Origin of the sequence: Kaistella gelatinilytica (genome assembly GCF_015679325.1) — a bacterium.
GTDB lineage: Bacteria > Bacteroidota > Bacteroidia > Flavobacteriales > Weeksellaceae > Kaistella > Kaistella gelatinilytica.
In genome coordinates, this window is the sequence record NZ_JADPVI010000004.1 from 181,470 (window position 1) to 208,415 (window position 26,946).

The 26,946-nt window shown below is 36.7% G+C and carries 25 protein-coding genes; 15 read left to right on the top strand and 10 right to left on the bottom strand.

The window, feature by feature from the left end:
- The first annotated feature begins 37 nt into the window (after window positions 1–37).
- The 5 genes from IV494_RS13600 (at window position 38) to coaE (ending at window position 3,746) form a co-directional block, all read left to right on the top strand.
- Window positions 38–556, top strand: coding sequence for a hypothetical protein (locus IV494_RS13600; protein WP_196080659.1), 519 nt, complete (start codon window positions 38–40; stop codon window positions 554–556).
- Window positions 557–582: 26 nt separating this feature from the next.
- On the top strand, window positions 583–1,605 hold the full coding sequence (gene ruvB, locus IV494_RS13605; RefSeq protein ID WP_196080660.1) for a Holliday junction branch migration DNA helicase RuvB: 1,023 nt from the start codon (window positions 583–585) through the stop codon (window positions 1,603–1,605).
- 135 nt (window positions 1,606–1,740) lie between these two features.
- Window positions 1,741–2,118: a GxxExxY protein gene (locus IV494_RS13610; RefSeq protein WP_196080661.1), complete on the top strand. Its 378-nt coding sequence runs from the start codon at window positions 1,741–1,743 to the stop codon at window positions 2,116–2,118.
- A gap of 104 nt (window positions 2,119–2,222) precedes the next feature.
- On the top strand, window positions 2,223–3,089 hold the full coding sequence (locus tag IV494_RS13615; protein WP_196080662.1) for an MBL fold metallo-hydrolase: 867 nt from the start codon (window positions 2,223–2,225) through the stop codon (window positions 3,087–3,089).
- 24 nt (window positions 3,090–3,113) lie between these two features.
- A complete protein-coding gene (gene coaE / locus IV494_RS13620) occupies window positions 3,114–3,746 on the top strand; it encodes a dephospho-CoA kinase (protein WP_196080663.1) in 633 nt (210 codons plus the stop codon).
- Between the two features lie 80 nt (window positions 3,747–3,826).
- On the opposite strand, the gene IV494_RS13625 is transcribed toward coaE, so the two are convergent.
- On the bottom strand, window positions 3,827–9,589 hold the full coding sequence (locus tag IV494_RS13625) for a T9SS type B sorting domain-containing protein (protein ID WP_196080664.1): 5,763 nt from the start codon (window positions 9,587–9,589) through the stop codon (window positions 3,827–3,829).
- 203 nt (window positions 9,590–9,792) lie between these two features.
- Here IV494_RS13625 and IV494_RS13630 point away from each other — a divergent pair, with 203 nt between their 5' ends.
- Window positions 9,793–11,058 carry an alkaline phosphatase family protein gene (locus IV494_RS13630; protein WP_196080665.1) on the top strand — a complete coding sequence of 422 codons (1,266 nt, stop codon included), beginning with the start codon at window positions 9,793–9,795 and terminating at the stop codon, window positions 11,056–11,058.
- Window positions 11,059–11,325: 267 nt separating this feature from the next.
- Here the strand turns inward: IV494_RS13630 and IV494_RS13635 are convergent, their stop codons facing one another.
- The 5 genes from IV494_RS13635 to dinB form a co-directional block, all read right to left on the bottom strand.
- Complete coding sequence (locus IV494_RS13635) at window positions 11,326–12,384, bottom strand: NAD(P)-dependent alcohol dehydrogenase (RefSeq protein ID WP_196080666.1); 1,059 nt, start codon at window positions 12,382–12,384, stop codon at window positions 11,326–11,328.
- A gap of 95 nt (window positions 12,385–12,479) precedes the next feature.
- The gene (locus IV494_RS13640; RefSeq protein ID WP_196080667.1) at window positions 12,480–12,869 is read right to left on the bottom strand and encodes a ribonuclease inhibitor; all 390 of its coding nucleotides are present in this window, start codon (window positions 12,867–12,869) and stop codon (window positions 12,480–12,482) included.
- Between the two features lie 24 nt (window positions 12,870–12,893).
- Window positions 12,894–14,366, bottom strand: a complete 1,473-nt coding sequence (locus IV494_RS13645) for an alpha-amylase (RefSeq protein WP_196080668.1) — start codon at window positions 14,364–14,366, stop codon at window positions 12,894–12,896.
- 78 nt (window positions 14,367–14,444) lie between these two features.
- Window positions 14,445–16,022: a Na+/H+ antiporter gene (locus IV494_RS13650; protein WP_196080669.1), complete on the bottom strand. Its 1,578-nt coding sequence runs from the start codon at window positions 16,020–16,022 to the stop codon at window positions 14,445–14,447.
- 63 nt (window positions 16,023–16,085) lie between these two features.
- Complete coding sequence (gene dinB / locus IV494_RS13655) at window positions 16,086–17,135, bottom strand: DNA polymerase IV (protein WP_230380254.1); 1,050 nt, start codon at window positions 17,133–17,135, stop codon at window positions 16,086–16,088.
- Between the two features lie 148 nt (window positions 17,136–17,283).
- On the opposite strand from dinB, the gene IV494_RS13660 reads away from it, so the two are divergent.
- Both IV494_RS13660 and IV494_RS13665 read left to right on the top strand, forming a co-directional pair.
- Entirely contained in the window at window positions 17,284–18,072 is a 789-nt protein-coding gene (locus IV494_RS13660; RefSeq protein WP_230380168.1) for a hypothetical protein, read from the top strand.
- A 92-nt stretch (window positions 18,073–18,164) separates the two neighbouring features.
- Window positions 18,165–18,935 carry an NYN domain-containing protein gene (locus IV494_RS13665; RefSeq protein WP_196080671.1) on the top strand — a complete coding sequence of 257 codons (771 nt, stop codon included), beginning with the start codon at window positions 18,165–18,167 and terminating at the stop codon, window positions 18,933–18,935.
- Between the two features lie 66 nt (window positions 18,936–19,001).
- Here the strand turns inward: IV494_RS13665 and IV494_RS13670 are convergent, their stop codons facing one another.
- Both IV494_RS13670 and lpxK read right to left on the bottom strand, forming a co-directional pair.
- Window positions 19,002–19,820, bottom strand: coding sequence for a purine-nucleoside phosphorylase (locus IV494_RS13670; RefSeq protein ID WP_196080672.1), 819 nt, complete (start codon window positions 19,818–19,820; stop codon window positions 19,002–19,004).
- On the bottom strand, window positions 19,804–20,829 hold the full coding sequence (gene lpxK, locus IV494_RS13675; RefSeq protein ID WP_196080673.1) for a tetraacyldisaccharide 4'-kinase: 1,026 nt from the start codon (window positions 20,827–20,829) through the stop codon (window positions 19,804–19,806). The genes IV494_RS13670 and lpxK overlap by 17 nt, the downstream gene beginning before the upstream one ends.
- A gap of 157 nt (window positions 20,830–20,986) precedes the next feature.
- Here lpxK and IV494_RS13680 point away from each other — a divergent pair, with 157 nt between their 5' ends.
- The 4 genes from IV494_RS13680 to IV494_RS13695 all read left to right on the top strand — a co-directional run bounded on the left by IV494_RS13680 (window position 20,987) and on the right by IV494_RS13695 (window position 23,607).
- On the top strand, window positions 20,987–21,976 hold the full coding sequence (locus tag IV494_RS13680) for a D-alanine--D-alanine ligase (protein ID WP_196080674.1): 990 nt from the start codon (window positions 20,987–20,989) through the stop codon (window positions 21,974–21,976).
- A gap of 69 nt (window positions 21,977–22,045) precedes the next feature.
- A complete protein-coding gene (coaD, locus tag IV494_RS13685) occupies window positions 22,046–22,507 on the top strand; it encodes a pantetheine-phosphate adenylyltransferase (protein ID WP_196080675.1) in 462 nt (153 codons plus the stop codon).
- A 44-nt stretch (window positions 22,508–22,551) separates the two neighbouring features.
- Window positions 22,552–22,920 (top strand): four helix bundle protein, encoded by a 369-nt coding sequence (locus tag IV494_RS13690; protein WP_196080676.1) that lies wholly within the window; start codon window positions 22,552–22,554, stop codon window positions 22,918–22,920.
- A gap of 54 nt (window positions 22,921–22,974) precedes the next feature.
- Entirely contained in the window at window positions 22,975–23,607 is a 633-nt protein-coding gene (locus tag IV494_RS13695; protein WP_196080798.1) for a trimeric intracellular cation channel family protein, read from the top strand.
- A 215-nt stretch (window positions 23,608–23,822) separates the two neighbouring features.
- Here the strand turns inward: IV494_RS13695 and IV494_RS13700 are convergent, their stop codons facing one another.
- Both IV494_RS13700 and IV494_RS13705 read right to left on the bottom strand, forming a co-directional pair.
- Window positions 23,823–24,389 carry a DUF2892 domain-containing protein gene (locus IV494_RS13700; protein WP_196080677.1) on the bottom strand — a complete coding sequence of 189 codons (567 nt, stop codon included), beginning with the start codon at window positions 24,387–24,389 and terminating at the stop codon, window positions 23,823–23,825.
- Window positions 24,390–24,466: 77 nt separating this feature from the next.
- Window positions 24,467–24,961, bottom strand: a complete 495-nt coding sequence (locus tag IV494_RS13705; protein ID WP_196080678.1) for a dihydrofolate reductase — start codon at window positions 24,959–24,961, stop codon at window positions 24,467–24,469.
- Window positions 24,962–25,038: 77 nt separating this feature from the next.
- Here IV494_RS13705 and IV494_RS13710 point away from each other — a divergent pair, with 77 nt between their 5' ends.
- Genes IV494_RS13710 through IV494_RS13720 form a run of 3 tightly spaced genes read left to right on the top strand, consistent with a single transcriptional unit; the run spans window position 25,039 to window position 26,853 of the window.
- The gene (locus tag IV494_RS13710; RefSeq protein ID WP_039348862.1) at window positions 25,039–25,647 is read left to right on the top strand and encodes a LemA family protein; all 609 of its coding nucleotides are present in this window, start codon (window positions 25,039–25,041) and stop codon (window positions 25,645–25,647) included.
- Complete coding sequence (locus IV494_RS13715; protein ID WP_196080799.1) at window positions 25,644–26,075, top strand: TPM domain-containing protein; 432 nt, start codon at window positions 25,644–25,646, stop codon at window positions 26,073–26,075. The genes IV494_RS13710 and IV494_RS13715 overlap by 4 nt, the downstream gene beginning before the upstream one ends.
- Window positions 26,056–26,853: a TPM domain-containing protein gene (locus tag IV494_RS13720; protein ID WP_196080679.1), complete on the top strand. Its 798-nt coding sequence runs from the start codon at window positions 26,056–26,058 to the stop codon at window positions 26,851–26,853. The genes IV494_RS13715 and IV494_RS13720 overlap by 20 nt, the downstream gene beginning before the upstream one ends.
- Window positions 26,854–26,946 lie beyond the last annotated feature (93 nt).

Here is a 26,946-nt window from a genome sequence, read left to right on the forward strand (position 1 = left end):
GTAATAATTAATATTATATTTACATAAATTTTTATTAATGACATTTAAAAAAATAGGCAAAGCATTTTTAATACTATCATTTATTACATTTCTTTTCGCAGGTTGCACAAGTGAACGCGGAAATGACCCAGAACCGGAAGAGCAAAACTTCATGAAAGCCAAAGTAAATGGCGTTGAAAAAACATTTTTATACGTTTACGGAATTGGCGGAAACAAACAAATATTTTCTGTCACCTTTGATGAGTTTGATCCTAAAACAAACAGCTATTATCCTAATATGACCTTAGAAATTAATTATCGGCAAGGCGATATGAAGGATTTTGTAATCATACCAAGAACCTATACAGAATCTGCAGATAACGCAGAGTTTAAATATTCTAAAACTCAAAATAGTAATGATATTTATACCGCCAGTAATTTTGCAGCTAATGATTTTAAAATCACCTTAACTCGTTTTGAGAAAAGAGTAGTGGGAACCTTCAGTGGAACACTACAAAATGCAAATGGCGACCAAATCGTAATAACAGGAGGCAGTTTTAATAGTTTTCTCTACTAATTTTCATTTCAAAATATTAAAGCATAATGACCGACTTTTTGCATCCCGATCAAGAAAATTTCTCCGAGGATGAATTAATTTTAGAAGAAAAAATACGTCCGCAGAGTTTTCAGGATTTTGCCGGACAGCGCAAAACTTTGGATAATTTAGAAGTGTTTGTTGCAGCGGCGAAAAACCGTGGCGGCGCACTGGATCACGTTCTTTTGCACGGTCCGCCCGGATTGGGAAAAACGACTTTAGCCCACATTATTGCGAATGAATTGGGAGTTGGCTGCAAAATAACTTCAGGTCCTGTTTTAGATAAACCCGGAAGTTTGGCAGGATTACTCACGAATTTAGAAGAAAATGATGTTTTGTTTATCGATGAAATCCACCGACTTTCACCGATTGTAGAAGAGTATTTGTATTCGGCGATGGAAGATTATAAAATCGATATCATGCTGGAAAGTGGCCCGAATGCGAGAAGTGTTCAGATCGGTTTAAATCCTTTTACTTTGGTTGGAGCAACCACGAGAAGCGGAATGTTGACCAAACCAATGTTGGCAAGATTCGGAATTCAGTCGCGTTTAGAATATTATACAATTGAACTTTTATCAATGATCATTGAAAGAAGTGCGCGTGTTTTAGATGTTAAAATCTACGAAGATGCCGCTTTGGAAATTGCGAGAAGAAGTCGTGGAACGCCCAGAATTGCAAATGCATTGTTAAGAAGAGTTCGAGATTTTGCAGAGATCAAAGGGAATGGTGAAATTGAAATTAATATTACGAAATTTGCTTTGAACTCATTGAATGTTGATGAATTCGGACTCGATGATATGGACAATAGAATTATGCGCGTGATGATTGAAAATTTCCGTGGAAAACCCGTGGGAATTTCTGCATTGGCAACTTCAATTGGGGAAAATCCGGAAACTTTGGAAGAGGTTTATGAACCGTTTTTAATTCAGGAAGGGTTTATTATTCGAACGCCGAGAGGAAGGGAAGTGACGGAGAAAGCGTATAAACATTTGAATATTTCGATTCCGAGAAGGCCGGATGAACTTTTTTAATTGTAAGAGAAATAGATTAATTTTTTTAACGCAAAGGGCGCAAAGAAATTTTAATATATTTGTGTTCATTCGGTCGCAAAGGCGTTTCACTTAGCCAAGGGCGAATTAGACATGTAATAGTTAAAGGATTGAAATATGAATGAAAATGAAATTTCAAAAATTGTATTTGACTCGGGTTTAAAAATTCATCGTAAACTTGGAATTGGTCTTTATGAAGCGGTATATGAAGAATGTTTGGTTTACGAATTAAAAAAACATGGTTTACATGTTGAACAGCAAAAAGACATTCCAATTGAATATGAAGGATTGATCATTGAAAAGGCTTTTAGAGTTGATTTATTAATTGAAGGTAAAGTTATAGTAGAAATTAAAGCAGTTCCTGAAATTAATAGTTATCACACTTATCAACTTTTAAATTATTTAAGAATTACAGGTTTTAAATTAGGAATGCTTTTAAATTTCCACTCTTTATTGTTTAAAGATGGCGTCAAAAGAATCGTAAATCATTTATAGTAAATTACTAATTCGCTGAGTGAAACGCCTTTGCGAACCTAAAGTTTTAAAAAATAAGTAGATAATCTTTGCGGACGTTGCGCTAAAATATAAAAAAAAAGAAAATGAAACTCTATCCTATACAGTGTGGAAAATTTAAATTAGATGGTGGTGCTATGTTTGGTGTGGTGCCGAAAACGCTTTGGCAACGGACGAATCCGGCTGATGAAAATAATTTAATTGAATTGGGAACACGTTCACTTTTGGTGGAAGACGGTAAAAAACTGATCCTCATCGATTGTGGTTTGGGTAATAAACAGGATGATAAATTCTTTGGACATTACTCACTTTGGGGCGATGATACTTTGGATAAAAACCTGAAAAAATATGGTTTCGTCAAAGAAGATATTACGGATGTTTTTTTGACGCATCTTCATTTTGACCATTGTGGTGGCGCGATTGAGTGGAATGATGACCGAACAGGTTACAGACCAGCTTTTAAAAATGCTAATTTCTGGACGAACGAAGAACACTGGAAATGGGCGACTGAACCAAATCCGAGAGAAAAGGCAAGTTTTTTGAAGGAGAATATTCTGCCGATGCAGGAAAGCGGACAGTTGAATTTTTTGCCAACGCCACAAAATGGAAATTATGGTTTCGCTCCTGATCTTAAAATGGATGTTATTTTTGTGGACGGACATACCGAAAAACAGATGCTTCCAGTCATTCGATATCAGGAAAAAACGATTGTTTTCGCGGCCGATTTAATTCCGACTTTTGGACATATTCCACAGGTTTATGTGATGGGTTATGATACTCGGCCACTGTTGACGATGGAAGAAAAGGCTAAGTTTTTGAAGCAATGTGTTGATAATGATTACCTTTTGTTTTTCGAACACGATGCGCACAACGAGCTGGCTAGTTTGAAAATGACTGAAAAAGGAATTCGGTTAGATGAAACCTTCAGCATGAATGAAGTTTTTGGTTATTAAGATTAGAAAAATTAAAATAAAATTATGATAGAAGAAGAAGCTGAACCCGAACCCAGGGTAAGCACAAAGATTATTGGAATTACCGGAGGAATTGGCTCTGGAAAATCAACCGTATCGAAATATATCGAAGAAGCAGGATTTCCTGTTTATTATTCTGACATTCGTGCGAAAACGATTGTCAATGACAACACCCAACTTCAACAACAGATCAAAGAACTTTTAGGTGAAAATGCCTACGATTCAAGTGGCTTGTATGACCGGAAATATGTTTCTAAAATGATATTTGAAGATGAAGAAATATTATTAAAATTAAATTCACTGATTCATCCCGCGGTTAAAATTGATTTTGAAAACTGGGTGACGCAACAGTCAAGCGTTTTTGTATTTAAAGAAACTGCGCTTTTATTTGAATTAAAATTAAACGAAAGTTGCTACAAATCTATTCTGGTAACTGCAGATGATAATTGTCGGTTAAAAAGAGTGATGGATCGCGACGATAAAACATATCGTGAAGTGGAAGCGGTCATGAATAAGCAAATGCCCGAAAAAGACAAAATTAAATTTGCCGATTTTGTGATCTTTAATAATGATGGTTTAGAGGAATTAAAAGAAAATACGCTGCAAGTTATAAATGATCTAAAAGAAAGTTTAAAATAATAACCGTTCTTCAATCACCCAAATAAAAACCTGAATTCAATTTGAATTCAGGTTTTTTCTATTAAAATTGTCTTGGTTTTCTATTGTCGGTTTTTCACCAAGATCCAGCCTTTATATTCTGTTACGGTGGTGAATCCAGGTTCTTTCCATTTCATGACGTACCAATAACTTTCTGTATTGACTAATTTTCCAAAGGCTTTTCCATCCCAGGAAAATCGGTTGTTTTTATCGCCTGTGAAAACTAATTTTCCGTACCGGTCATAAATTTGTAGGAAAGGTTCCTCTTTTTTCAATAAGGCAGAATAATTAAGAATATCATTGATTCCATCGCCATTTGGTGTGATCACATTGTATAATTCGATGACATCAATATCCGCAGAAACAGGAGTACAATTGTCTGCCGAAATTACATAAACGGTGTGCTCACCGCCCGAAACATTGGTGAATATGTTTGAAGTTTGATAATTGCCGTTATCGATCGCATATTTGTAAGGAGGATTTCCGCCGGTTACTGTTACCGTAACTGTAGAACCTTTAATTTCTATGCTCGTAATTGTTGGCAATGCAACTGCTTTCACAGAAACATTTTGAGGGTAAGTACAGGTACCGGAACGCAGATCAACCGAGTAATCTCCAACAGGCACAGTTATTTGCTGTGTAGTTTCGCCGGTGCTCCAAATGTAGCCGTCAAATCCCGGTCCTGCATCAAGTACAACTGTTGCGTCTGGGCAAATATTTTGATCTTTTAAAACATCTGATTTTTTCGCTTTTTGAATATTGATGGTTAATTTACCAATCGCATCGCAGAATAAATTTTTATGAAATCTCAAATAGTAAATTCCAGAATTGGTTATTGTAACAGGATTTGAAACTGGGTTTACTTTATTCTGAGCATCGACTAAAGAGGTGTAATAGGAAACACTTACACCAGAATCTGCTGTAAAATCAGTAATGAAAGTCGAGAGGTTAACCGATTTTATTCCATCGAAATCATCATCACAAACCTTCTCAGTCACGTCATGTTCAAGCAAAGGAAGATCGTTCCCAAATTTAAAATCGATTGATTCGGTCTCCGCCGGACAATAAGCTGAAGTTGCTCTTACATAAATGATGGTATTTGCAGTGTAAGTCCAGTTTGCAGGATCTGTTATCAGATTTTGTAATGTTGAATCAGTAAAATATTCTACAGTGAAGAAAGTGAAATTCGGCAAGATCACCGGAGTCACGGCTGTGAGATCTATTTTAATAATTCCATCAAAATTATCATCACAATTTGTGGCATTATAATTAGTCACTTTCCAAATCGGTTTTGGCGCTTCGACAATGGTAATATTTTTTGTGAATTTACATCCGGAACTGTTAGTGAATTCAATTGTGTAAACTCCGGCAGTTAAGATCGCGGTATTTGTTGTCGAAACAACGACGGTGCCTTTTTTCCAGAGATAAGTAGTGTAGGTGCTTTCCGCTGTCAATGTTTTAGAACTTCCTTCACAAACAGTGTATGAATCAAGCAATGCAGTTGGAGTAGAAGCTTTGAAAATAATATTTAAAGTTCCGATCGCATCACATAAACCGCCTTTTTTAAATCGATAGTAAAAAGTTTGATTTCCTGTGATCGGTTGTGAAGCATTAATGGTTGGCGTATTATTTTGCGCGTCTGCTAAAGTGGCAAAATATTGCACTGAAACGCCAGTTTCTGTCGTAAATAAATTTCTATAATTGGCTAAAGAAATTGTTTCTGTACCATCTAAATTATCATCGCAAATAGTGGTAGAAAACGTAGATGGATTTAGAACGATGCTGTTATTGAATTTCAAATCAAATTTTCCAAGAACAGAAGAACAAACCGGAGAATCTACTCTGAAATAAATCGTCGTATTTGCAGTAAAAGTAAAGTTGGTCAAATTCGGAATTGTATTTCCATTATTCGCGTCCCGATCTCCTGCGTTCAAATAATATTTCACGGTGAAAACACCAGGATTCGCTGCAAAATTGGTTACAATAATTGGGGTGATCGAATTGAAATTTATCGGATCACTGATTCCATCAAAGTTGCTGTCGCAGTAAGTGGTAGTGAACGCAGCTGCATCTACAATCGGTTTAGGAGAATTCGTAACAGTGATCGTTTTCGTGAATTTACATCCTGAAGCATTTGTGAATTCAATCGTGTAAACTCCGGCATCTAAAGTTGCAGTATTGGTGGTAGAAACGATTACTGTTCCTTTTTTCCATAACCAAGCGTTGTAAGTTGGAGAACCTTCTGCTGTTAATGGAATAGAACTTCCATCGCAAACGAGATAAGAATCCTTTAGTGCGGTTGGAGTGGAAGCCTTGAAAATAATATTTAAAGTTCCGATCGCATCACATAAACCGCCTTTTTTAAATCGATAGTAAAAAGTTTTATTTCCTGTGATAGGTTGAGAAACATTAATGGTTGGAGTATTATTTTGTGCATCTGCTAAAGTGGCAAAATATCGTGCTGAAACTCCAGTTTCTGTAGTAAATAAATTAGAATAATTCGCTAAAGAGATCGTTTCGGTTCCATCGATATTATCATCACAAATTGTGGTTGAAACCGGAGCTGGATTCAGAATGATGATATTATTAAATTTCAAATCGAATTGTCCTGTAACAGAAGGACAAACCGGAGAATCTACTCTAAAATAAATGGTCGTGTTCACCGTAAAAGTAAAGTTGGTCAAATTCGGAATCGTGTTTGCGTTATTTGCATCCCGATCTCCTGCATTCAGATAATATTTTACGGTGAAAACACCAGGATTAGTGACGAAATTGGTTACAATAATTGGCGTGATTGTATTGAAATTTACAGGATCACTAATTCCATCAAAATTACTGTCACAATAAGTGGTGGTGAAAGCTGTGGCATCAACCAACGGTTTCGGGGAACTGGTAACGGTAATTGTTTTCTTGAAAATACAACCAGAACCATTCGTGAATTCAACGGTGTAAACTCCGGCGTCTAAAGTTGCAGTTCTTGTAGTAGAAACTGTAACGGTTCCTTTTTTCCATGACCAGGCGGTATAAACTGGAGAATCTTCTGCGGTTAAAGTAATTGAACTTCCATCGCAAACCGGATATGAGTCCAATAAAGCGGTCGCAGTGCCTTTACTTAAAATAACATTCAAAGTTCCTATTTCATTACAAAATCCGGGAACATTCAATCTGTAATAAAAAGTTTTATTTCCAGTAATTGTTTGTGCAGCAGGAATTGTTGGTGTGTTATTTTGTGCGGAAGTTAAAGAAGAAAAATAAGTTGCAGTCGTTCCTGTGGTCGTATTGAAGAATGGAATATAACTGTCAAGATTAATGGCTTCTGAATTATTTTCCAGTAGATCGCAAACATCTTTTGTTACTACAAAGTCGATTAACGGCGCTTTTGCACCAATTTTTAAGAAAACTTCTTTAATTACAGGTGGACAAGTAGCAGGAGAATCAACCCTGATCCAGACGGAAGTATTTGCCGTGAACACGAAGTTTCCTGTAAGAATATCTGCAGGTAAACCAGTAATTGCTTTAGCTTCAGTTGCGAAATATTTTGTAGTAAAATTGGTCGGATTTTGAACAATTAGAGGCGTAATTGTGGCTAAATCTACTTTGTAATTCCCATCGATTATTCCGTCAATTTCTTCGTCACAATGCGTTACTGTATAAAGTGCGGGATTTACAATGGGTGGCGCAGTTATTTTTAATTCGATGGTTGCCGTTGCAGTACACCCGTAACTATTAGATAGTTGAACATAAACAAATCCGGGAGCCGATGTGTAATTCGTTAGCTGACCAGCGGGAATTTGGTTCGTATAAGCAGCGTCGCTAAAATATTTTTTAACAACAGTTGCATCTGGAGTAATTGCCGCTGAAGTCAAATCATAAGTTGCTGTATTGGTAGCAGAACAACTGTTTAAAGGCTTATCATATTTTACGATCTGATTCAAGTTTACAGTAGCCTGCACAGTTTCGCAATCTGGAATTGCACCTGATCCGCAAAAAGAAAACTTGAAAGTATCTGCTCCGGATGAATTAGGATTTGCAGTGTAAGTTATTGTTCCGTTTGCGTTGATAACAACGGTCCCTTTTGTAGGTGGAGTGTCAATTTTTATTGTTGGAATGTTTACCGCTTGAGAACTTAGCGCAAAATTAACCGGAACGATCTGACTTGTACAAGTGGTGTAATCGTAATTGGTATAAGTAGTACAGTTGTAGAATTTGTAATCTTTGGTTTGAATTTCCGGGCAAGAACCTTGCTTTACTTTCACAGCATAAATTCCTGCCTGAGTTGGAGAATATTCGAAAGTATTGTTGACTCCGGGCGCAGGAACATAAGTGGCACCTACTTTAATAAGCCATTGATAAGAATCAAAACCTGCGGTAACCTCTAATTTTACGCCGGGAAGACATTCGCCATCAGTTTTTAAAATTAAAGGAATCGAAGAAAATCCGGCAAAATACCCACCGTAACCTACTGCATCATTTCCGGCAGAAATACCGGCAGTTACTGCATTAGAAGAAAATATAGCAATATTTCCTGTGATATTTGGAATAGAATACGTTACCCAATTGGTATTTCCTAAAACCGGGAAAGGACCGTTGCTTACAGTTAATGCTAAAGAAATCCCGTTTCGTTTTACATCAACCAAAGCTCCTTTTTCGGTAATGATATTGAGCTTTGTAGGAACAGTTAAACTGTAATTAACTCCATTGGAAGAATATTCGTTTTCTTCAATTCTGCCAATTTCATCAATTTTTTTCGGTAGATAGCAGTTCAATGGTGGAATATAATTAAAACCTCCGGTCGCCTCAGTAGATGAATTGTTCGCTCCTGCCAGTAACTGGTAAACATATACATTTTTAGTAGCGCGGATAAACATATTGTAATTGTTATATCCTTGATTGATATAGGCCGTATTGTCTGTTTGATAATATTGACCGGCGTTCAACGTAGCTACCGGTGAACCTGAACCGTTCACGTAAATTTCTGTACCGTTTTCTGTTGCTAAAATAAGTCCCTTTTCCATGTTGGAACTTGGGTCACCATTTCCTTTCATCAAGACAAATTCCTGTCCCAGTTTATCGATGGGAACTCCCTGATCCATTAAAATGTCTGACGAACTGCCGAAATTTCCCGCGTATTGCCCATTAAAATTTCCATTTGCGATGATCACAGGCTTATCCGAAACTATTTTTGCGCCGATATATCCCGTATAATTTGCAGAATAATCGCCAGTTCCTTCTATAATATAAGATTGTCCTTTGTTCAGGACAAAATTAAACTGTGACCTTGGAACAAAATCTGAAAAAGTAATATTAGGATTAAAATTCGTGATGGTAACGCTAGTATTATCTTCAGTCGCCAAAATACTGTTCATGAAATTTAAAATTCCATTGTTTACCGTTATTGGAGCCATGACCGCGCGGAATTCTGTTCCTAAAGCCGCTGTTCCCTTCGAAGTCTGTATTTCTCCATGATTTTTTATGGAAAATCTTAAACTCGCAAAAAAAGGTTTAGCTCCTTTTAAATAAAAGCCCATTGCGATTGGCCTGAAAAGATCACTTTTATCTGTAGTGATTATTCTTCCTCTTTGTGCATTTGCAATGCTGTATTTTCCAGGATTGTTTTTACTGATCGTGACAGAAGCAACAACAATATTGTTTGAATAAATATCGACATTAAAGGGAACAGCCTCGTTGGTCGACATATAAATTGACTGATATTGATTGCCATTTCCTACCTCATCCATCATCGGAGCAAACCAGTGTTCGCGGTCAAGCTGCGCGTATGAATTCAAAGAAATAAAAACGAAAAAGAAGAATAGAAGTTTTTTCATAATAAAGAATAGAAATCTTCGCAAATGTAGTATTTTCTTAACAAAATTTAACTCATTTTGCATTTTTGTTATTAAGGTCATAAAGTTCAATATCTTAAATTTCAAATTTTTCTTTATTTAAAGCAGAAATTTATCATTTTAAAAATATTTAGTTCATTCTGATTCTATCGATTTCCCGTAAATTTGTTGGATAATTTGAATTAATGAAAAAATTATTTATCGTCGTTTTCTCAGTAATCTTTATTTTTGGATCTGCACAAACAGACACGGCGCAAGTTGTTGTTCCCAATCGGAAAAATTCTGTAGAAGCACTCTCAAAACCTTATGTTATTTTAATTTCCGCGGATGGTTTTCGGTATGATTATTTGAAAAAATACAATGCAACCAATATTCTGAAACTGGCAGAGAATGGTGTTTCTGCAAAAGCCATGATCCCAAGTTTTCCCTCCATTACTTTCCCGAATCACTGGAGTTTGATCACGGGTTTATATCCTGCTCATCACGGTTTGATCGATAATTATTTTTACGATTACAAAAAAGAAAAATTCTACGCCATGAGCAGTAAAGAAAATGCGGAAGACGGTTCCTGGTACGGCGGAATTCCACTCTGGAGTTTGGCGGAAAAAGAAGGAATGCTTTCTGCCTCGATGATGTGGGTTGGTTCTGCAAGTGATGCCGCCGGAATGCGACCAAGCTATTATTACCACTATCACGAAAAATTCACTCCGAACGAAAAAGTTGATAAAGTGATCGACTGGTTAAAATTACCGGAAGAAAATCGACCCCATTTTATTTCCCTTTATTTCCCGGAAGTTGATGGAGCAGGACATCGCTTCGGCCCAGATGCTCCGGAAACTGAAAAAGCTGTCCATCTCGTTGATGACGCCATGAAAAGATTAGTAGAAAAGGTAAAAGATTTAGGTTTAAAGAATGTCAATTTTATTTTCGTCGCAGATCACGGAATGATAAAAGTAGATACTGAAAAACCAATCGAAATTCCGGAAATACTTTTTGATAAGACCCGTTTTGATTTTTATAATTCCCAGACTTTATTGCGCGTTGTCGTAAAAAATCCTTCAGAGATAAAATCGGTTTTTAGAGTATTAAAGAAAAATAAAACGAATGATTACGAGGTGTTTTTAGACAAAAGATTTCCCAGAAAATTAAATTTCGCGCAACGGGACGATCGCTTCAACAGGATCGGACAAATTATACTCGTTCCGAAACCTGCGAAGATATTTTTAGAAAAAGGAAAGAAAACTTCTGTGGGAAAACATGGTTACAGTGCGTACGAAGTTCCCGAAATGAAAGCTGTATTTGTGGCTTTTGGTCCAGCTTTCAAACAGAATAAAGAAATAGGGGAGTTTCAAAATGTAAATGTTTTTCCAATTGTTACTGATATTTTAGGTTTGAAGATTACAGCACCAATTGATGGAACTCAGAAAGTGGCGAAGGAAATTCTGAAGTAATCTTTCTTCAAGCTAAATTGATTTAAACGCAAAGGGCGCAAAGATTACTGTCTTATCAATCTGAATAAAAAGGACGCAAAGGCGTTTCACTTAGCGATGGGAAGGAGATTTTAGTAAATGAAAAACGATGAAATTTTACAGAAAAATTCCGGCTGAAAATTTCAACCGGATTTTTTTTTATCGACAAAATAGTTTTGTGAGCTATTAGAAAGTATAATTTTCCACTTTAATCCTTATCAAACTTTGTGACTGTTGTGGTTCATAAAATTACTTTTTCAAAGACTGCATGTCGATCACAAAACGATATTTCACATCACTTTTCAACATTCTTTCGTAAGCGTTGTTGATGTCCTGAATATTGATCATCTCAATTTCCGGTAAAATATTATGTTCACCGCAGAAATCAAGCATTTCCTGAGTTTCTTTAATTCCACCGATCAATGAACCGGCAACAGATCTTCTTCCTAAAACCATCGGTGGCGTAAACAAAGGTTCTTCCATTTTACCGATGTATCCCACCAAAACTAAAGTTCCGCTGATATTCAAAGTTCCAACATAAGGATTAATATCGTGGTCGTAAGGAACGGTATCGATGATGAGATCGAATTTACCTTTCACGGTTTCCATTTCATTTTCATAAGTCGAGATCACAACTGAATCTGCGCCCAGATCTAAAGCGTCCTGAATCTTATCAGGACTTCTGGAGAACAAAGTAACTTCTGCGCCTAAACCTTTCGCCAGTTTGATCGCCATGTGACCCAATCCGCCTAAACCAACTACTGCCACTTTACTTCCTTCTTTTACATTCCAGTGTTTTAGTGGAGACCAGGTTGTGATTCCGGCACACAATAATGGCGCAACCGCTTTTAAGTCTAAATTTTCCGGAATTTTCAAACAGAAAGATTCAGTAACAACGATCTTTTCAGAATAACCGCCGAAAGTGTGACCTTGCAAATGTTTGTCAGCGCCGTTGTAAGTTCCTGTAGAGCCATTCGAGCAATATTGTTCCAGATCCTGTTTGCAGCTTTCGCATTCTTTGCAAGAATCGACCAAGCATCCAACGCCAGCTAAATCACCGACTTTAAATTTAGTAACCTCAGATCCCACTTTAGTTATTCTTCCCACGATCTCGTGTCCGGGAACTGATGGATATTTCGTTCCGCCCCAATCATTTCTGGCAGTGTGAAGATCGCTGTGACATACGCCACAATATAAAATTTCGATTTCGATATCGGTTGGAGTAACTTCTCTTCGTTCAATCTTCATTTCGTTCAAATCCTCATCTTTAGAAGGAGTTCCGTACGCTTTTACGTTAAATGTATTCATAGGTATTTTTACTGGGTGTTAATTCGAAAACAAATTTAAATCTAAAAGTTGCATCGAACTAATGATTAACTCTTTTTAATAATATCTTAACTATTCTATTTCTCTATCAGATGAATGTTGGGATGGTCGCTGATGATTTTGAGAATGATTTCAAAATACGTCTGTCCGGTTCCTTCGTTCAATTCTTTTATCTTCTCTTGTATTAATTTTGAATTAAAGATTTCCGGAGATCGCAATTTTTTCTCGTAAAATTCCAAAGTCGTTTCTAAGCCAAGGACTTTTCTGTTTTCCTGAAAATGTTGCCAAATTAATTCAACATCTTCATTTCCTTTTATTTCTCCAAAACCTCCATAAAAAAGATCGTCGAGCGCATCTAAACTCGCACCGATCTTCCAATCTTCGTTGCGCATAAAAAGTCGGTTCATCTCCTCATAAAATGCAGAAATATCTTTAATGTTTTCGCCTTTAATGAAAAATTGCTTCATCTCCCGATCCTCATTAATTCGAGATTATTCCGGAACCCAGACAGAAACATTTCCAGCCGGAACAGGGAAATTTCCCCAACCATTTTCATCGATGACAACTTTCTCCGGAAACCAGCCCAAATAATCATAAAAAGTTTGTCCTGCATATTCCGGTCCCATTTCCATATGTTTTTCCGTTGCGTCTTTATTGCTGAGAACTACGGCGCAACCTTTATTATAGCCGTCACCTTCGCGAGTCCAACCCAAAGAATTTGGATCTTCGAAATAATCACGTTGTGTTCCGTACGCAAATAACTGACGGGCTTTTAAAAGCTCTTCTATTTTTTCCACCTTGTCTAAAAATATTTCCTGATCGTTCCCTTCTTTATCTTTATCAGTATAATGTGCTCCAAAAAGATCGGGGTAAAAAACACACGGATAACCATCTTGACGTAAAAGAATAAGCGCATAAGCCAAAGGTTTAAACCATTTTTCAACCGGTGCTTCTAAATCCTGAAGCGGCTGTGTATCGTGATTGTCCACCAAAGTCACGGATAAAAGTGGATTGCTTTGGGTCAAAGTAGCATCGAAAATTTTTCTCAGATCATAATCTCCTCCAGCCAAAGAAGCTTCGTGCAAATTATGATGAAGCGATGAATCGAAAAGACTCATAGAACCTTTCGTAGCATCGATATACTTTTGCAATAATGGTAAATCTCCCGGAGCCCAATATTCGCCCACGGCAAAAATATTTTCTCCTGTATTTGCGCGCAAAGCATACAACCATTCCTGATAAAATTCGGGTGACTGATGTTTTACCGCATCCAAACGAACGCCCGCAAAATGAATCTGATCGTGATACCATTTCCCCCAATTATTTAATTCTTCGCGAACAAAAGGATTTCGGTGCTCGATGTCATTATACATTAAGTAATCGTAATTTCCTTTCTCGCCTGCGATCATTTCGTCCCAACCGTCGCCGTGATCATTGATGATCTGAAAAATTCCTTTGTCCTGACCTTCTGCGTAATCGACTCCGGAGAAACATTGAAAATTCCATTTGAAGTCTGAATATTTTTCGCCTCTTCCAGGAAAGGTAAATTTTGTATAAGATTCGATCTCGAAAGGTTCGGAGATATTTTGCTGACGATTTTCAGGATCAACTTTTACGGCGTGAAACTTCTCTTTTTCGTCGCCACCAGCTTTGTGGTTCAGCACAATATCTGCAATAACTGAAATCCCATTTTCCTGCAAAGTTTTACAGGCTTCCAGTAATTGATCTTTGCTGCCGTACTTTGTATTGATGCCTCCTTTCTGATCAAATTCACCCAGATCAAATAGATCATAAGGGTCATAACCTACTGAAAATCCCCCACCTGAGCTTTTGTAAGCGGGCGGAAGCCAAACTGCTGAAATTCCAAGTTCTTTTAAATATGGGGCGGAACTTTTTACCTGGTCGTACAATTTTGAATCTCCCTCGGAATACCAATGGAAAAACTGAATCATGGTCGCGTTCATAAGATAAATTTTTAAAGAATTTTGATAGCAAAAATTATCCCAAAATTTTGCGGAAGATTTTATTAGTCTTTATTATAATTACTTCAGGATATTTAATTTCTCTTCCTGAAGATCAAGCAGCCGTAAATGTTTCCTGATAATTTCGTCATCGAGCAAAAGTTCTTTCCGGTTTTTAGCGATGAGAAATTCCTTCTGTGTGGTGATGATGTCGGAAAATATTTTTTGATATTGGTCGTAATTAATAATGATCTCAGAACTGTTGAGTTTCTTTTCCCAGATCTCAAGTTGATCTTTTAATGCCGGAAAAGTTTCGATCTGATCCGAATAATCGCTGCGAATTTTATTGATGGCTACTTGTGCGAGTTCCGTCCGGATCTCATAATCAATTTCTTTTTCGCTTTTGATAAAATCCCGATCTTCAGGAGGAAACTTTTTAAGCAAAAGAGGAAGTGTAAGTCCCTGAACAACGAGTGTTAAAAGGATTACCACGAAAGTGATAAATAGAATCAGATTCCGTTGCGGAAAGAGAGAGCCATCATCTAAAGTGAGCGGAATTGATAACGCTGCAGCCAAAGAAACTACGCCTCTCATTCCAGTCCAGCCAAGCAATAATGGTGATTTCCAGTCGGGAGGTTCAGGATCAGCAACGGTGATAAAATTACGCATGATCATCGTCGTAACTACTGCGCCATAAACCGCTAAAATCCTTACAATAACTAAAACTAAAGTAACGGCTGCTCCATAACCGATCGCGGTGTAAATGTTCGTGTTTCCCAGTCCAGATATGATTTCAGGCAATTCTAAACCGATCATCATGAATACGATCCCATTCAATAAGTAGCAAAAACTTTCCCAAACGGTAACCGCGCGAAGTCGGGAAGCACTCGTTAAGAAATCTTGATTTCTGTATGATAGAAATAATCCGCCACTTACCACGGCCAAAACACCGGACGCGTGAAGTTCTTCTGAGGACAGATACATCACAAAAGGTGCGACCAAACTGAGTAGCATATCGGTGTTCGCATCGGTAGGTAAAATTTTGTGCAGCTTTAAAAAGATATATCCGATCAAAACTCCGATTCCAACGCCGCCAATACACATCCAAACAAAACTTCCGGCTGCTTCCTGCCAAACAAATTGTCCCGTCGCAGCGGCGATCATCGCAAATCTGAAGATGATCAAAGATGATGCGTCATTCAATAAACTTTCACCTTCCAAAATAGAAGCAAACCTTTTTGGAACTTTAACAAATTTTAAGATCGCACCGGAACTTACTGCATCGGGTGGCGAAACGATTCCGCCCAGTAGAAATCCTAGGGCTAAAGAAAAACCGGGAATAAAATGATTTGCGAAAATAGCTACAGATAAAGCGGTTAAGAAAACGACGACAAAAGCGAAACTAAAGATGATCCGTCGCCATCGCCATAAATCTTTCCAGGAAGTCGTCCACGCAGCTTCATACAATAATGGAGGTAGAAAAATTAAAAAAATGAGTTCCGGCTCAACTTTAATGGTAGGAATTCCAGGTATGAAACTTACGGCAAGGCCGGCTACGACCAATAAAACCGGATAAGCAACCTGAATTTTTTTTGCTAAAATGAGTAGGAGTGTGATGAGTAAAACCAATCCAAGATAAAAAGCAAAATTTTCTAACATCAATTAATTTTAAAGTAAAAGTAATAATTATTTGGGTTTATTTAATTCGAAACTGAAGAGTGATCATTCGAACTCCTCAAACGGAATTTTCAGTTGAACAGAAACTTGTTTTTTCTCCTGCGTATTTAGATTTGAAAGCGATAAACCAAGCAAGCGAACCGGTTTATCAAAAGGGCGAAGTTCCCACAATTTTTTTGCCGTATCGTAGAAATTTTTTGCGTTGATGAAATATTCTTCCTGAGTTTTACTTCTTGTATAAACCGTGAAATCTTTGTATTTAATTTTCAGTGTTAAAGATTTGCCTTTTATTTCTTTGGTTGAAAGACGCGTTTCCAAATCTTCGCTGATGATTTCCAGTTGTTTAAAAACAGCTTCTTCATCCAGCAAATTCTCCCAAAAAGTTTCTTCAACGCCCACGCTTTTTTGGGTGCGATGAGGTTTTACTTCACTGTTATGAATTCCGCGGACGACGTTGTAATAATAGTTTCCAGATTTACCGAATAAGTTGGTCAGTTCTTCCAGAGATTTTTTCTTTAAATCTGAACCTTTAAAAATGTGGAGTTCGTGCATTTTATTTGCCGTTACTTTTCCAATCCCGTAAAATTTCTCGATGGGCAGATCTTCCATGAAATCCAGGATTTGGGTTGGATGGATGGTTTTCTGTCCGTTGGGTTTGTTATAATCGGAAGCGACTTTTGCCAAAAATTTATTGATGGAAATTCCCGCAGAAGCCGTTAAACCTGTTTCTTCAAAAATTCTCTTTCGGATCTCGCGCGCGATATCGTTCGCCGATTCCATGTCTTTTTTATTCTCCGTAACATCCAGATAAGCTTCATCCAAAGAAAGAGGTTCTACGAGATCGGTGAATTCGTAAAAAATCGCCCGAATTTGCTGTGAAATTTCTTTATACCGATGAAACCGGGGTTTCACCACAATTAAATCCGGACATATCTCTAAAGCCAATCTTCCGGGCATCGCAGAACGGACGCCAAATTTTCGCGCTTCATAACTTGCGGCTGCAACAACGCCATACATTCCACCGCCGACTGCCAAAGGTTTTCCTTTCAGCTCGGGAAAATCATGTTGTTCCACAGAAGCGTAAAACGCATCCATATCGACGTGAATTATTTTTCGGTCGTTTTGCACGGTGCAAAATTAGGGAATGACTTTGGGAAAAACAGTAATAGGTGAGTGTTTCCTTCTAAATAGGTCATTGAAATAAATAAAATTAGTTTATATATTTGAATAGTAAAAAGCAAAAATGAAACTTATAATTTGTCTGTTTATATTTTTTTCTAAAATTTTATTCGCTCAAAATAATTTCGATTTTCCGAAATCTTTTGTCATTGAAAATGATTTAAAAACTGAAAATGTTTTAAATAAATATTCTCAATTTGATTTCTCAAATATTTGGTTAAATACAGAAGACATTAATATTTATGGGATAATCGGAGATGATTATCAAAGAATTAATGTGAAAATTTTAGTTGTTAAGAAAAGCGGTAAAAATAAGAATCAATACAATGTTAGAGGGAAATCTAAAGTAAAAGGAATTGTTCGCGATTTTACGGGAATTATTGATCTCACAGAAATAATCGAATTTAAAAAGTTCCATTTTGGAGTTGATGAGGAGTTTGCTAATCAAGGGATTAAAGCGCAGGGAATTTTTATTGCAAACTACGAGTTCGAAGAAAATAAGAACCAAAATCACAGCGGAATTTTTAAAGGTAAATTGTATGGAAAATGGTATTTGAATGATAAAAATGAGATTAAATACGACGATATTGAATTGAACTCTGATAGTTATTTCAATAATGCTTTTGTTGGCTATTGGAAAAGTTATAAAAATGATCGTAAAAAGATTTGTAATTGGGGAGATTACCGAGTTCCAAATGGGAAAAAAGTTTTTGATATTGGTGTTGGAGAATTTAATGTATCTGAAAAATACTGGGATAAAGGCTGGTTAAATGTAGATGTGAAAAATCATAATACCAACGGATCTTTTGAAGGGAATAAAAAATCTGACAGATCTAAAAAATGGTGGGAATGAATTGATATAATGGGAAAGAATAATCTGATATGAGTTAGAATTTGTAAATTTGTTTGAAGTCAAAAATGATAATGACTATAAAACAGACAAATATGACCGATCAAAAACTTGCCGTCCTCATCGACGCAGATAACGTTCCCTATAAAAATGTAAAAGAAATGTTGGAGGAAATTTCCAAAAATGGAACGCCGACTATCAAAAGAATTTACGCAGACTGGACCAAACCAACCGTTTCTGGGTGGAAAAATGTCTTGCTTGAAAACGCAATCACGCCCATTCAGCAATACAGTTATACGACTGGAAAAAACTCCAGCGACAGTGCCTTGATCATTGACGCGATGGATATTTTGTATTCTGAAAAAGTAACAGGATTTTGTATTGTTTCCAGCGACAGCGATTTTACGAGATTGGCAACCAGACTTCGGGAAGCCGGAATGATGGTCATGGGATTTGGGGAAAAGAAAACGCCAAAACCTTTTATTTCTGCCTGTGATAAATTTATTTATCTGGAAATCTTAAATAATACTGAAGAAACAGAAAATACAGAACAAGCCGGAGAGCCTGAAAATAAGATCAACAAAAAAACAGAAAAAGCAAAACGTAAAAAAGAACCGCTTAGTAAAGTAGATTTTAAAACGATTAAATTGATTACGGAAAGCATTAACGATCTGGGTGACGAAGAAGGCTGGACTTTCCTCGGAAATCTTGGCAGTTTTATCATCAAAAAGAAACCTGATTTTGATCCGCGAAATTTCGGTTTTGCAAAATTGTTGCCTTTAATTAAAAGCATTGGAAAGATTGAAATTGACGAACGCGAAACCGGACTGAATAATATTCGCCATATTTATGTTAAAGTAAAATAGCCTTTAAAACAAAAAGAAACGCATCCCGAAAAGATGCGTTTCTCTATTTATATATTTAAATGAAAATTAAGCGTTGTAATTCTTCACCAAACCTTTTACGATTTTTATCACATTCGGCATTGCTTTGTCAGCAGCTTGTAACACCTCTTCATGCGAAACGGTAAATGCGATATCCGGTCCGCCAACATCGGTAATAATGGAAATTCCGAAGCAATCCATTCCCTGATGTTTAGCAACGATTACTTCGGGAACTGTACTCATTCCAACAGCATCTCCACCGATTGCTTTGATCATTCCATATTCAGCCGGAGTTTCAAAAGTTGGTCCCTGCAACGCTACGTAACAACCTTCATGGGTTTTTATTCCTAAATCTTTAGCAACATTTACAGCAACTTCAATCATTTTTTTATTGTAAGGCTCGCTCATATCTACAAATCGTGGTCCGAATTCCTCCAGATTTTTTCCACGCAAAGGATGTTCCGGCATCATATTAATGTGATCATTAATGATCATAATATCGGCAACAGTAAAGGCAGAATTCACGCCACCACAAGCGTTTGAAACGATCAAGTTTTTAATTCCCAAAAGATGAAAAACCCGAACTGGGAAAACCACCGTCTGAATATCGTGACCTTCATAATAGTGAAATCTACCACTCATCATCAATACTTTTTTACCTTCCAGAATTCCGTAAATTAATTCGCCGCCATGTCCAACAACCGTAGTTTGCGGAAAATTTGGGATGTTGTGATATTCAAAAGTGTGAATGGCCTGAACTTCATTTTTAAGCGCTCCTAAACCTGAACCTAATATGATCGCAAATTCGGGAATATCCTGAATAATATTTTTGATAAAATCTGCAGTCTCTTTAATTTTTGCTAACATAATTAAGAATGATTTGGTTAAACTCTTCCTTTTTATCAATATGAACATTGATCGGCCAATAATAAACGATTTCCCGAAGATAATCAAAAGTTTTCAGCCTTACATAATCCTTTTCTGTGGTGAGGATTAATTTGTATTCGCCCAATTTCTTATATTCTGCAATAATGTTTTTAATATCCTGATCGCTGAAATTATGGTGATCTTTAAACTTTAAATGCTTTACACGCTGCGAAAATTTCGATAAGTGATTCAGCAACGGTTTCGGATTCGCAATTCCTGTAATTAATAAAATATCGTAGTAACTTAAATTATTATCGGGTAGAAATTGATTGTGTGCGTATACCTTTTCATCATAACCAATGCTCGAAAAAAATACTTTTTGACCATGTTGCGGTTTAATTCTCGAAATATAATACTGCTTTTTTTCGTCCGTCAAATCATTCGGACATTTTGAAACCATGATGATCTGCGCTCTTTTTGCGCCACTTCTGCTTTCTCTTAGATCTCCTGCAGGAAGCAAAAAATCTTTAAAATAAGGATCATTATAATCGGTCATCAAAATATTAAATCCCGGTTTGATGGCTCTGTGCTGAAATGCGTCATCTAAAACCAAGACATTCAGATCCATATCGTCGATCATTTTTTTTGCACCCGGAACTCTTTCTTCGGAAACGCCAATGACAAATTTATTTTTGAATCTTTCAAAAAGCTGCATTGCTTCGTCGCCCACGGTTTTATAATTACTGTCGTAGTTCGTAATTCCGTAACCTTTTGTGATTCGTCCGTAACCCCTGGAAAGCACGCCGGTTTTGTACGTTTTGGATAAAAATTCTGCCAGATACATGACCATCGGAGATTTTCCGCTTCCGCCCACCGAAAGATTTCCGACATTGATGATCGGAGTTTTGAATGTGGTCGATTTTGAGATTCCCCAATCATACATTAAGTTTCTTAGACTTGTTACGAAATGATAACCAAGGGAAAAAGGGTAGAGATACCATCTTTTCATAGCCTGCAAAATTACATATTTTTAACAGGAAAATAAAATAGTAGAAAGACCAATTTTTTCTATAATTCAACCTGATTTCTTTTTAGATATAATAATCGCCTGCTTCAACCGGAATTTTAAACATTTTGACTAAATTTGCTTCTATAGATAAAATCGTATGAACAAGAAAAATGTAGCCGTGGTCATGGGCGGTTATTCCGACGAATATAAAGTATCACTGAAAAGTGGACAACTGATTTATGATTCCCTCGACCGCGATTTGTACAACGTTTACAAAGTGGTGATCCTAAGAGATGAATGGTATTTCCTCGATGACAGAGGACAAAAAGCGGCTATCAATAAAGCTGATTTTTCTGTGAATTTGAGCAGCGGTTTCGATGTTAAATTTGATGTTTGCTTTAATATTATTCATGGAAAACCTGGCGAGAATGGGGAACTTCAAGCGTACTGGGACACGATCGGACAAAAATATACGGGTTGCGATTTTTATCAAAGTGCCTTAACCTTTAATAAAAAAGATACTTTGGCGGTCCTTTCAAAATACGGAATTCCGTCTGCAGAAAGTGTTTATTTAAGAAAAAATGAAGAGATCAACGAAGAAGAGATCGTAGCGAAGTTAGGACTTCCTCTTTTTGTAAAACCAAATCAGTCCGGTTCCTCTTTGGGAATTACTAAGGTAAAAGAAAAAGGAGAACTGAAAAAGGCAATGGATTTTGCGTTTGCGGAAGACGACGAAATTTTAATTGAAAGTTTCTTAGATGGAATGGAGGTTTCCGTTGGAGTTTTAGATTTTAAAGGAGAAACCATTGTTTTAGGAATTACAGAAATCGTTTCGCATACCGAATTCTTTGACTATGAAGCAAAATATGAAGGTGCTTCCGAAGAGATCACTCCTGCCAGAATTGATGACGAAACCCGCATAAAAGTAGAAGAGATTGCCATAAAAGCCTACGATTCTCTAGGAATGAGCGGTTTCTCCCGAAGCGAATTTATAATTATGAACGGCATTCCTTATATGTTGGAAATGAATACGAATCCTGGTTTTTCTCCAGCTTCAATTCTTCCGCAACAGGCAAAGATCTACGGTATTTCACTAAAAGATCTATGTGGGAACGAGGTCGCAAAAGCTTTGCAAAAAAGTAAATAAAACAAAAATATTTTAGATTTGAAAAAGTGAGTAATCTAAAATTTATAATTCAAAATCTAAAATTATTCTATGAGAGTTGCAATTTTTCCCGGGTCATTCGATCCGATCACTCTTGGACATTACGATATTGTAGAAAGGGCGACGCCGCTTTTTGATAAAATTATTATTGCCATCGGTCAGAATTCGCAAAAAAAATACATGTTTTCTTTGGAGCAACGTATTGAATTCATTAAAAAAACTTTTAAAGATTTTCCGAATGTAGAAGTCGATCATTTTGAAGGTTTAACCATAGATTACTGCCACAGCAAAAATGTTAATTTCATTTTGAGAGGCCTGCGAAATCCATCCGATTTCGAATTCGAAAAAGCGATCGCTCAAACCAATCGCGAACTCACGCAAGATAATAAAGTTGAAACGATATTCCTCTTAACTTCTGCGAGTAAAGCATTCATCAGTTCAAGCATTGTGCGGGAAATACTAACTTTCGGTGGTCATTACGAATTGTTGGTTCCGGATTCTGTCAGAGTTTAAAAAATGGGTAATAAGTGATTGGTAATCGGTAATAAAACTAAGATATGGGTACTTATTTTAACCAAGTTTTTAGAGATCGGACCAAAAAGCTTTGTGTTTTAATCATACGAACGCTTTCCATTTTACCTTACTCTGAAGATTTATCGGTTATAAGAAAACAAATTTATCGTTCATCAACTTCTGTTGCTGCAAATTACAGAGCCGTCGGAAGAGCAAGATCTGAAAAAGAGAAGTTTTCTAAATTGTGTATTGTCGTTGAAGAAGCTGATGAAACACAGTTTTGGCTGGAAATTATCGAAGAACTTAATTACCTAAAACCAGAAATTTTAAATAATCTTAAGATAGAGTGCGAAGAGATTGTAAAAGTAATGACAGCTTACAAGAAAAAACTATCTGAAAATAAACCACAATAATTAATTTTCTTTACAATTGCTCATTACTGATTACTTATTACCCATCAAAAAATGATTCATCAAAATTTTAATTTCATCATCGAGATTCTGGGTACGATTTCCTTTGCGATGTCGGGGAGTTTTGCTGCCATGCAAAAACGTCTGGATCCGTTCGGGGTTTTAATTATCGCTTTCGTCACCGCAGTTGGCGGCGGAACAGTGAGGGATCTTTTGTTAGATGTTCCTGTTTTCTGGATGCACGATATGGTCATGTGTTCTGTGATCTTTGCGACATGCTTATTCGCAATGATCTTTAAATCGGTAGAAAAAAAATTCCGTGTAACCTTATCGATATTTGATAGTTTAGGACTGGGATTATTTACGATAGTAGGAATTCAGAAAGGATTAAGTGCCGAACTTCATCCTGTTATCTGTTTGACTCTGGGAACAATTACTGGATGTTTTGGGGGAATTATCCGGGATATTTTACTTAACAGGATTCCGTTGATCTTCCGCAAAGAAATTTATGCAACCGCTTGTATCGTGGGTGGAGGAGTGTTTTTGCTTTTGGTAAAATTAACCAGTTTTTCTTATGGATTTGTTCAGATTTCTACGATTATTATCATTGTCGCCATCCGAACTTTAGCCTTGAAATTCCAGTGGCAAATTCCTAAGTTTTACGGAACTGATCAAAATTCGGAAATGTAATTTTTTGAAGAGCCACGTAAAAAGTAAAAAGAGCCAGGTTAAATTGATAAGAGTCTTTTAATAAGTCTGGAATTTCCATTTCTTGTAAACATCCATCATCCATCATCCATCATCCATCATCCATCATCCAACATCCAACATCCAACATCCAACATCCAACCTCAATCAAAAAAATCCCGCAATTTGCAGGATTTATATTTTAGAATACTTGAGGTTTAGAAGGATTTTCCCCGTTGTCTCATATTCGGATTATGAACGTGTTTCTGCATCGATGGCATTTTCAGCTGACTCTTCATCATTTTGATCTGCTCAGTCATCATTCCGGCAGTATCCAATTTCTTCGCTTCTTCCAACAGTTTTATCGCTTCCTGTCGTCTTCCTTTTTGCAAAGCGCCTGCAGCGATATTTAAAGTAGCCATTGCTCGGTCATGTTTCATATTAAGACCAAATTCCAAAGCTTTTTTCATCAAAGGTTCTACTTTCTCCGGATGTTTCTCTGCTAAAGTTAAACCTTGTAAATAATGGAAATAGCCAAACTGTGATTTATGAAGTTGTGATTCATAATTGGTGATTTTTGAAAGCCAGAGATTTGCCTTTGATGTATTTTGTTTTCGTAAAAACCAGAATGATAAAAGAATAAGCTCATTTTTAAAAAACAAAAAGACAGGAACAGCAGACAAAATAACCACAACAATTCCCCACCCAATATTTCGGTTCATCATCAGATAAACTCCGGCGGCAATCATTAAAGCTGCGATAACGAATTTTAGGTATTTGTTCATTGTTTAAATTTTAGTGGTGCAAAGATAATAATTTGAAGTAAGGATGAAAATCCAATTGCAGAAGATTTAACTTATTATTAAAGAGCCTCTTTTCTCTCATACGTTTGAAAGCAAAAATCAAACTCATTTTTCTCGTCTTTTTCGTGGCAGATTTCTTCTGTTTTGTTCCATATTTTCATGTTGATCTTTGGGAAGAAAACGTCTGCTTTTAAATTGGTTTTTACTAAAGTAACTAGAAGTTTGTCACATAGATCGATGGTCTGTTCGTAAATGTTTCCACCGCCGATAATGAATATTTCTTCGTCGATTTTTTTTGCAAACTTGATGGCTTCTTTTACGCTGCCAACGATCAAAATTCCCTCTTCAAACCAGTCTTTTCTTTTTGATATCACAATATTGGTGCGGTTTGGTAAAGGCTTACCGATACTTTCATAGGTTTTTCGTCCCATGATGATCGGATGATCAGTAGTAGTTTCTTTAAAATATTTTAAATCTTTTGGTAGATGCCAAAGCAATTGGTTGTCAGCTCCAATTTCATTATCTAAACCCATCGCTACGACGATTGTTATCATTTTTCTGTAATTTTCACAAATTTAGCACATAATTTGTATATTTGGGTATCGATTTTAAACATTAAAAACTTTTAACTATGAGAAATAAAGGATGTATGAGCGCCGGAACGATCGGTATCGCTCTACTTGTAATTGCCGCTGTATTGTTTTTTTGGGGCAAGAATGGGTACAACAGTTTTACGACAAAAGAACAGAACGTAAATACAAAATGGTCCAACGTGGAAACCGTTTATCAAAAACGTGCGAATTTAATTCCGAACTTAGAAAGAACGGTAAAATCCTATTCGCAATTTGAGCAGGAAACATTAACTAAAGTTGTTGAGGCCCGTTCAAAAGCAACATCAATTACCATCGATCCTACGAATATGACCGAAGCAGATATGGCGAAATTTCAAGCTGCACAAGGTGAATTAAGTGGTTCACTGAGCAGATTAATGGCGGTTGTAGAAAGTTATCCTAATTTGAAAGCTGATCAACAGTACATTAATTTTCAGAGAGAATATACTGCGATCGAAAACAGCATCAGAAGCGAAACCGTTTATTTTAATGAAGCTGCGCAGGATTATAACACTTCGATAAAAACTTTCCCTAATAATATTTTGGCAAGTTTCACAAACTTTAAAGAAAAACCGTATTTCAAAGCTGCCGTTGGTGCTGAAAAAGCGCCGGAAGTTTTCACAAAATAATGAACGATTTTTTAACAGATCAACAAATGGCTTCTCTCGTAGAAGCCATTCAAACGGCGGAAGATTATTCTAGCGGTGAGATCCGTATTCATATTGATTCAAATACTGAGGGAAATAATGCAGAGATCGCTTTTGAAGTCTTTAAAAGGCTTTGTAAAGATAAAACTATTGCAAAAAATGCCGTTCTCTTTCATGTAAATTTCGAACAGAAATACCTGACCATTATTGGTGATGAAGGGATTCATGAAAAAGTAGATCAAAATTTCTGGGAACGAATGCACGACAGAATTACCGCAGAGTTTTCAAAAGGAAACTTTCATGATGGTTTAAAAAATGCGGTGCTCGAAACTGGTCTTGAACTCAAAAAATATTTCCCGATCACGGGAGAAAATCCCAATGAACTTCCGAATGAGATTACCTTCTCTTAAAAATTGTATCACTCTTTTTCTCCTTGGCTTAAGCATTTTTGTTTTTGCCCAAAAAGTTCCGGAAAAACCAAAAATTCTTTATCCCGTTACCGATAATGCAGGTTTGTTAACGCAAACTGAGAAGGATGAACTGAATCAAAAACTGATCAAATTTTCCGACTCTACTTCCACAGAAATTGCAGTCATCATTATTCCAACAACAGGCGGTGAAGACGTCAATTATCTCGCTACAATGTATGGTGAAAAGTGGAAAATTGGTCAGAAAGGAATTGATAATGGAATTGTTTTCCTCATCGCGACAGAAGATCATACGATGGCAATACAGCAAGGTAGAGCCGTTGAACAATATTTAACTGCGTCGGTTGCGGGACAAATTCTGGATTATATCGTAACACCAAATTTTAAAAAAGGACTTTGGTATGAAGGCATAGATCGCGGAACTACGGCTTTAATGGAAGCAGTTCAGGGAAAGTTTAAACCGATCGCTAAAACTTCGCAGGAAAAAGGTTTAACTCCATCGCAAATGGTCATGATCGCTTTCTTTATCATAATGATACTCAGTATTTTCTTCAGGAATCGAGGCGGTGGCGGAAATAATGGCGATGATGATGAAATGCTTTCCGGACGCGGCAGAAGAACTTATCCAGGCGGATTCTTTCCTTTCCCAGGAAGTTTTGGTGGTGGCGGATTTGGCGGTGGTTCTAGTGGCGGCGGTGGATTCGGCGGTTTTGGCGGCGGCGGAAGTTTCGGTGGTGGTGGCGCTTCCGGAGGTTGGTAATTTTTTTATCGTAGGGACAAGTCGCGACTTGTCCAAAAGACGAGTTAAAAGAAAAAAGAGCAATGTTAGAATATACTCTTAAAAAATATTTAT